Genomic DNA, 5,064 nt, shown 5'->3' on the forward strand with positions numbered 1-5,064 from the left:
AAACCAAGGACGGCGGCCGCACGCTGGAGGTCGATACCGTCCGGGAGGCCAATGGCCATCTGGTGGCGACCTTCAAGGGCGTCGCCAGCCGCGAGGACGCCGAACGCCTCAACGGCGTCGAACTCTATATCCCGCGCGAGAAATTGCCTGATACCGGGGACGGCGAATACTACCACGCCGACCTGATCGGACTCAAAGCCGTGGATGCCGCCGGCGCGTCAATCGGCCGCGTCGTCGCAATCCATAATTTCGGCGCCGGCGACATCATCGAGATCGCGCCGCCGGAGGGCAACACGCTGTTGCTGCCCTTCACCAACGCCGTGGTGCCGACCGTCGATCTCAAGGCCGGTCACGTGGTGGTCGAGATGCCCGCGGAAATCGATGGCGAAGATCCGAAAACCGCGGGCTGATAGTCAGGCCGCGACTGCGGCGGCAATCGTCTGTGCGAACGGCGTGGTCGGCCGGCCGATCAACCGGCTGAGCTGATTTCCGTCGTCGAACAGCGCGCCCTCGGCGGCGGCGGCGTCGGAATTGGCCAGCAACTCGGCGAGGGGAGCTGGCAGACCAGCGCCGGCCAATGCGGCCTTGAAGTCCGCTTCCGGCAGATTCATGTAGGCGAGGGGCTTGCCGGCCTGCTTCGAAACTTCGGCGGCAAACTGCGACAGCGTATAGGCGTCGTCTCCGGCCAGTTCATAGATGCGCCCGGCCTGATCCTCCGTGGACGTCAGCACCGCTGCCGCCGCCGCGGCATAGTCCGCGCGTGCGGCTGAACTGATCCGGCCATCGCCGGCGCTGCCGAGCAGGGCGTTGTGGGCCAGCGCCGACGGAATCGAGGCAGTGTAGTTCTCATTGTACCAGCCATTGCGCAGCAGCACGAACGGGACACCGGAAGCGCGCAGGGCCGCCTCGGTCTGGCGATGCTCTTCGGCCAGGCCGAGGCCGGAGGTGTCGGCGCGCAGCACGCTGGTATAGGCCAGCAGTTTGACGCCGGCGCGTTTGGCGGCGTCGATCGCGTTGCGGTGCTGGGCGACGCGCTCGCCGAGCGCGTTGGACGAGATCAGCAGCACCCGATCGATACCGGCGAAGGCTGCGTCCAGCGTTTCCGGCTTGCTGTAATCGGCTGGCACCACCGTGACGCCTTGTGCCGCCAGTGCGGCACCCCCGGCCGGGTCACGCATCGCGGCAACGATCCGGGTGGCAGGAACGATCTTCAGCAGATGGTCGATCACCAGGCGCCCAAGCTGGCCGCTGGCGCCGGTGACGAGAATGCGTGGCTGCTGGGTGGTCATGGGAAATCCTTCGATGGTCTCTTGTTGATGATTGGTCTATAATAGAGACCATCATTGCCTGCTGTAAGGAGGCAGCTTTTTGTCTCCAGGTTACTTGGAAGGAACCTTGTCATGGCTGCCAGCAACGCCTTGAACACGCGTTTCGACGAATGGCGCGACCGTGGTTTCGATGCCAACGCCTGCCCGGTCCGCAATGTGCTCGACCGTATTGGCGACAAGTGGACGACGCTGATCCTGGTGGCGCTGGCGGCGAAGCCGTGCCGTTTCAGCCAGTTGCATCGCAATGTGCCGGACATCTCCAAGCGGATGCTGACACAGACATTGCGTGACCTGCAGCGCGACGGCCTGATCACCCGCCATGTCTTTCCGACCAAGCCGCCATCCGTCGAATACCGGCTGTCGCCGCTCGGCCAGTCGGCGCTGGCGCCACTGGCGGGACTGATCGATTGGGCCGAGCAGAGTTTTGCCGCCATCCAGGCGTCGCGGGCGCAATTCGATGCCGGCGATACCAGCGAGCATCTGTCGGCGGCGTGATCCGTGTCCCGGACACGAAGCTTGCGCTTCGTAGTTTGACGCCTTGCGCGGGACGCGCGATGGAAGGCCATGACTTCTGATCCGAAAATCTGGCGCGCTACGGTGTTGACGCTGTTTCCCGAGATGTTTCCCGGGCCGCTCGGCATCAGCCTCGCGGGTCGCGCGCTGGCCTCCGGGCTGTGGGCGCTGGAAGCCCGCGACATCCGCGACTCCGCCACCGACAGGCACCGCAGCGTCGATGACACGCCGGCCGGCGGCGGCCCGGGCATGGTGCTGCGCGCCGACGTGCTGGCCGCGGCAATCGACGCCACGGCATTGCCGCAAGACCGCCCCCGCCTCGTGATGAGCCCGCGCGGTCGGCCATTGACCCAGGCGCGGGTGGCGGAACTGGCGGCAGGGCCGGGGCCGCTGATCGTCTGCGGCCGGTTCGAGGGCATCGACCAGCGCGTCATCGATGCCCGCTCCCTCGAGGAGGTCTCGATCGGCGATTACGTGCTATCGGGCGGCGAGATCGCTGCCATGACCTTGATCGACGCCTGCGTGCGGCTGCTGCCCGGCGTGATGGGCAAGCTCAGCTCCGGGACGGACGAGAGCTTCTCCGATGGGCTGCTGGAATACCCGCAATACACCCGCCCGCAGAGCTTCGAAAATCGCCAGATTCCCGAGATTCTGCTGTCCGGCGACCACGCCCGGGTTGCGAAATGGCGGCTGGCCGAGGCCGAGGCGCTGACCCGGAGCCGCCGGCCCGATCTATGGGCAGTCCGGCCGATTGCGCCTGAAACGCGCAATCAACGAAAGCGTCCGAAAAACACGACGGACGGGTGACAACGCGTTCCGTATGCCGTATAGGGACGCCAAATCCGTGCAATGGCAGGATAGATGGACGTGTGCGCAGCCCGCGCCGATGTCTGGGCGCGCCGCCGATGGAGATTTCGATGAACCTGATTCAGACGCTCGAAAAAGAGCAGTTCGACCGCCTTTCCGCCACCAAGGTTATTCCGGAGTTCGGTCCCGGAGATACGCTGATCGTCAACGTGAAGGTTGTCGAAGGCGAACGTTCCCGCGTGCAGGCCTATGAAGGCGTCTGCATCGGCCGTTCCGGCGGCGGCATCAACGAGAGCTTCACGGTTCGCAAGATCTCCTACGGCGAAGGCGTCGAGCGCGTGTTCCCGACGCTGTCGCCGATGATCGACTCGATCAAGGTGGTGCGTCGCGGCAAGGTGCGTCGCGCCAAGCTGTATTACCTGCGCAACCTGCGCGGCAAGTCGGCCCGCATCGTCGAGAAGAAGACCGAGCGTCCGGCCAAGGTCGCTGGCGGCGCCGCCGCGGCTGCCGCGAAATAACTCTTCGTTCGACGGAATTCGCAATCAAAGCGCGGCGCAAGCCGCGCTTTTTGCGTTGGGTAATCGCGCGCAGACCTATCGGGTGTCGTCCCCGCGAAAGCGGGGAGCCATACACGCGGTCATTCCGTGGCGGCACCCTGCCGATGGCCTTCGTTTCGACCGATAGGTCAGAGGTATGGGTCCCCGCTTTCGCGGGGACGACTCGCGGAGCCGGCATGCCTCTCTCATTGGCGAACTCTCGCGCCAGTGCTATATGGTTGGAATGTTTCCAGATCTGCACAGCACCGTGGCCCGCATCGTGATCGACGATCACTGCCGGCTGCCGGGACGTTTCTTCGGCCGTTTCACGACGTCGATCGCGGCCGAGCTTCGACAGCTCTGACGCCGTCCGTCGTTTCGCTTTTGAGCTGCGCTTCTCTCGCCGCATTCCGGCAACGAACATGCACAGCGCTCTTTGGCTTCACTTCCTTCAAGGCCTGATCCCATGACCCAATCATCCGACGCTGCAAAACCCACCACCCTGTACGACAAGATCTGGACCGACCATCTGGTGCACGAGGCCGATGACGGCACCTGCCTGCTCTATGTCGATCGCCATCTGGTCCACGAAGTGACGAGCCCACAGGCGTTCGAGGGGCTGCGCACCGCCGGTCGCAAGGTCCATGCCCCCGAGAAGACCCTGGCCGTGGTCGATCACAACGTGCCGACCACCGATCGTTCAAAACCCAATCCGGATCCGGAGAGCACTGAACAGATTGCGACGCTGGCCGAGAACGTCCGCGAATTCGGCATCGAATATTACAACGAGTTCGACCGCCGCCAGGGCATCGTCCATGTCATCGGCCCCGAGCAGGGATTCACGCTGCCCGGCACCACCATCGTCTGCGGCGACAGCCATACCTCGACGCACGGAGCGTTCGGCGCGCTGGCGCATGGCATTGGGACCTCGGAAGTGGAGCACGTGCTGGCGACCCAGACGCTGATCCAGAAGAAGGCCAAGAACATGCGCGTCACCGTCGATGGGCAGTTGCCCGACGGCGTTACCGGCAAGGATATCATCCTGGCGATCATCGGCGAGATCGGCACTGCGGGTGGCACCGGCTACGTGCTGGAATATGCCGGCGAGGCGATTCGCGCGCTGTCGATGGAAGGCCGCATGACGGTCTGCAACATGTCGATCGAAGGCGGCGCTCGCGCCGGCCTGATCGCGCCGGACGAGAAGGCCTATGAGTTCCTCAAGGGCCGACCGATGTCGCCGAAGGGCGAGATGTGGGACGCGGCGATGCGCTATTGGGAAACGCTGCGCTCCGACGAAGGCGCGTTCTTCGACCACGAGATCCGCCTCGACGCCGCCAAACTGCCGCCGATCGTCACCTGGGGCACCAGCCCCGAGGACGTGGTGTCGATCTCCGGCGTGGTGCCGGACCCCGACCAGATTGCCGACGAGGCGAAGCGGCTGTCGAAGCACCGCGCGCTGGCCTATATGGGGCTGAAGGCCGGAACCAAGATCACCGACATCAAGCTCGACCGCATCTTCATCGGCTCCTGCACCAACGGCCGCATCGAGGATCTGCGCGCGGCGGCCAAGGTGGTCGAAGGCCACACCGTCAATGGCAATCTGAGCGCGATGATCGTGCCGGGCTCCGGCCTCGTCAAGGAACAGGCGGAAGCCGAGGGGCTGGACAAGATCTTCCTCAAGGCCGGCTTCGAATGGCGCGAGCCGGGCTGCTCCATGTGCCTGGCGATGAACCCCGACAAGCTGCTGCCGGAGGAGCGCTGCGCGTCGACCTCGAACCGCAACTTCGAGGGACGGCAGGGCTTCAAGGGCCGCACCCATCTGGTGTCCCCGGCGATGGCGGCGGCGGCGGCCATCGCCGGCCACTTCGTCGATATCAGGG

Annotated in this window: 6 protein-coding genes; 5 read left to right on the plus strand and 1 reads right to left on the minus strand. The window is 65.0% G+C overall.

Annotated features, from left to right (window positions below; translation table 11 throughout):
• A partial coding sequence (gene rimM, locus JWR89_RS03750) for a ribosome maturation factor RimM (RefSeq protein ID WP_299711959.1) occupies positions 1-410 on the plus strand: 410 nt, incomplete at its 5' end.
• A gap of 3 nt (positions 411-413) precedes the next feature.
• On the opposite strand, the gene JWR89_RS03755 is transcribed toward rimM, so the two are convergent.
• A complete protein-coding gene (locus tag JWR89_RS03755) occupies positions 414-1,289 on the minus strand; it encodes an SDR family oxidoreductase (protein ID WP_299711961.1) in 876 nt (291 codons plus the stop codon).
• Between the two features lie 111 nt (positions 1,290-1,400).
• Here JWR89_RS03755 and JWR89_RS03760 point away from each other — a divergent pair, with 111 nt between their 5' ends.
• The 4 genes from JWR89_RS03760 to leuC all read left to right on the plus strand — a co-directional run.
• Complete coding sequence (locus JWR89_RS03760; protein WP_299711963.1) at positions 1,401-1,823, plus strand: helix-turn-helix domain-containing protein; 423 nt, start codon at positions 1,401-1,403, stop codon at positions 1,821-1,823.
• Positions 1,824-1,892: 69 nt separating this feature from the next.
• Positions 1,893-2,648, plus strand: a complete 756-nt coding sequence (gene trmD, locus JWR89_RS03765; RefSeq protein WP_299711965.1) for a tRNA (guanosine(37)-N1)-methyltransferase TrmD — start codon at positions 1,893-1,895, stop codon at positions 2,646-2,648.
• 110 nt (positions 2,649-2,758) lie between these two features.
• Positions 2,759-3,166, plus strand: coding sequence for a 50S ribosomal protein L19 (gene rplS / locus JWR89_RS03770; RefSeq protein ID WP_299711967.1), 408 nt, complete (start codon positions 2,759-2,761; stop codon positions 3,164-3,166).
• Positions 3,167-3,650: 484 nt separating this feature from the next.
• Positions 3,651-5,064: 3-isopropylmalate dehydratase large subunit (gene leuC / locus JWR89_RS03775; protein ID WP_299711969.1), on the plus strand; the 1,414-nt coding region annotated here is incomplete at its 3' end.

The sequence above is a fragment of the Tardiphaga sp. genome, from assembly GCF_028290785.1.
Taxonomy (GTDB): domain Bacteria; phylum Pseudomonadota; class Alphaproteobacteria; order Rhizobiales; family Xanthobacteraceae; genus Tardiphaga.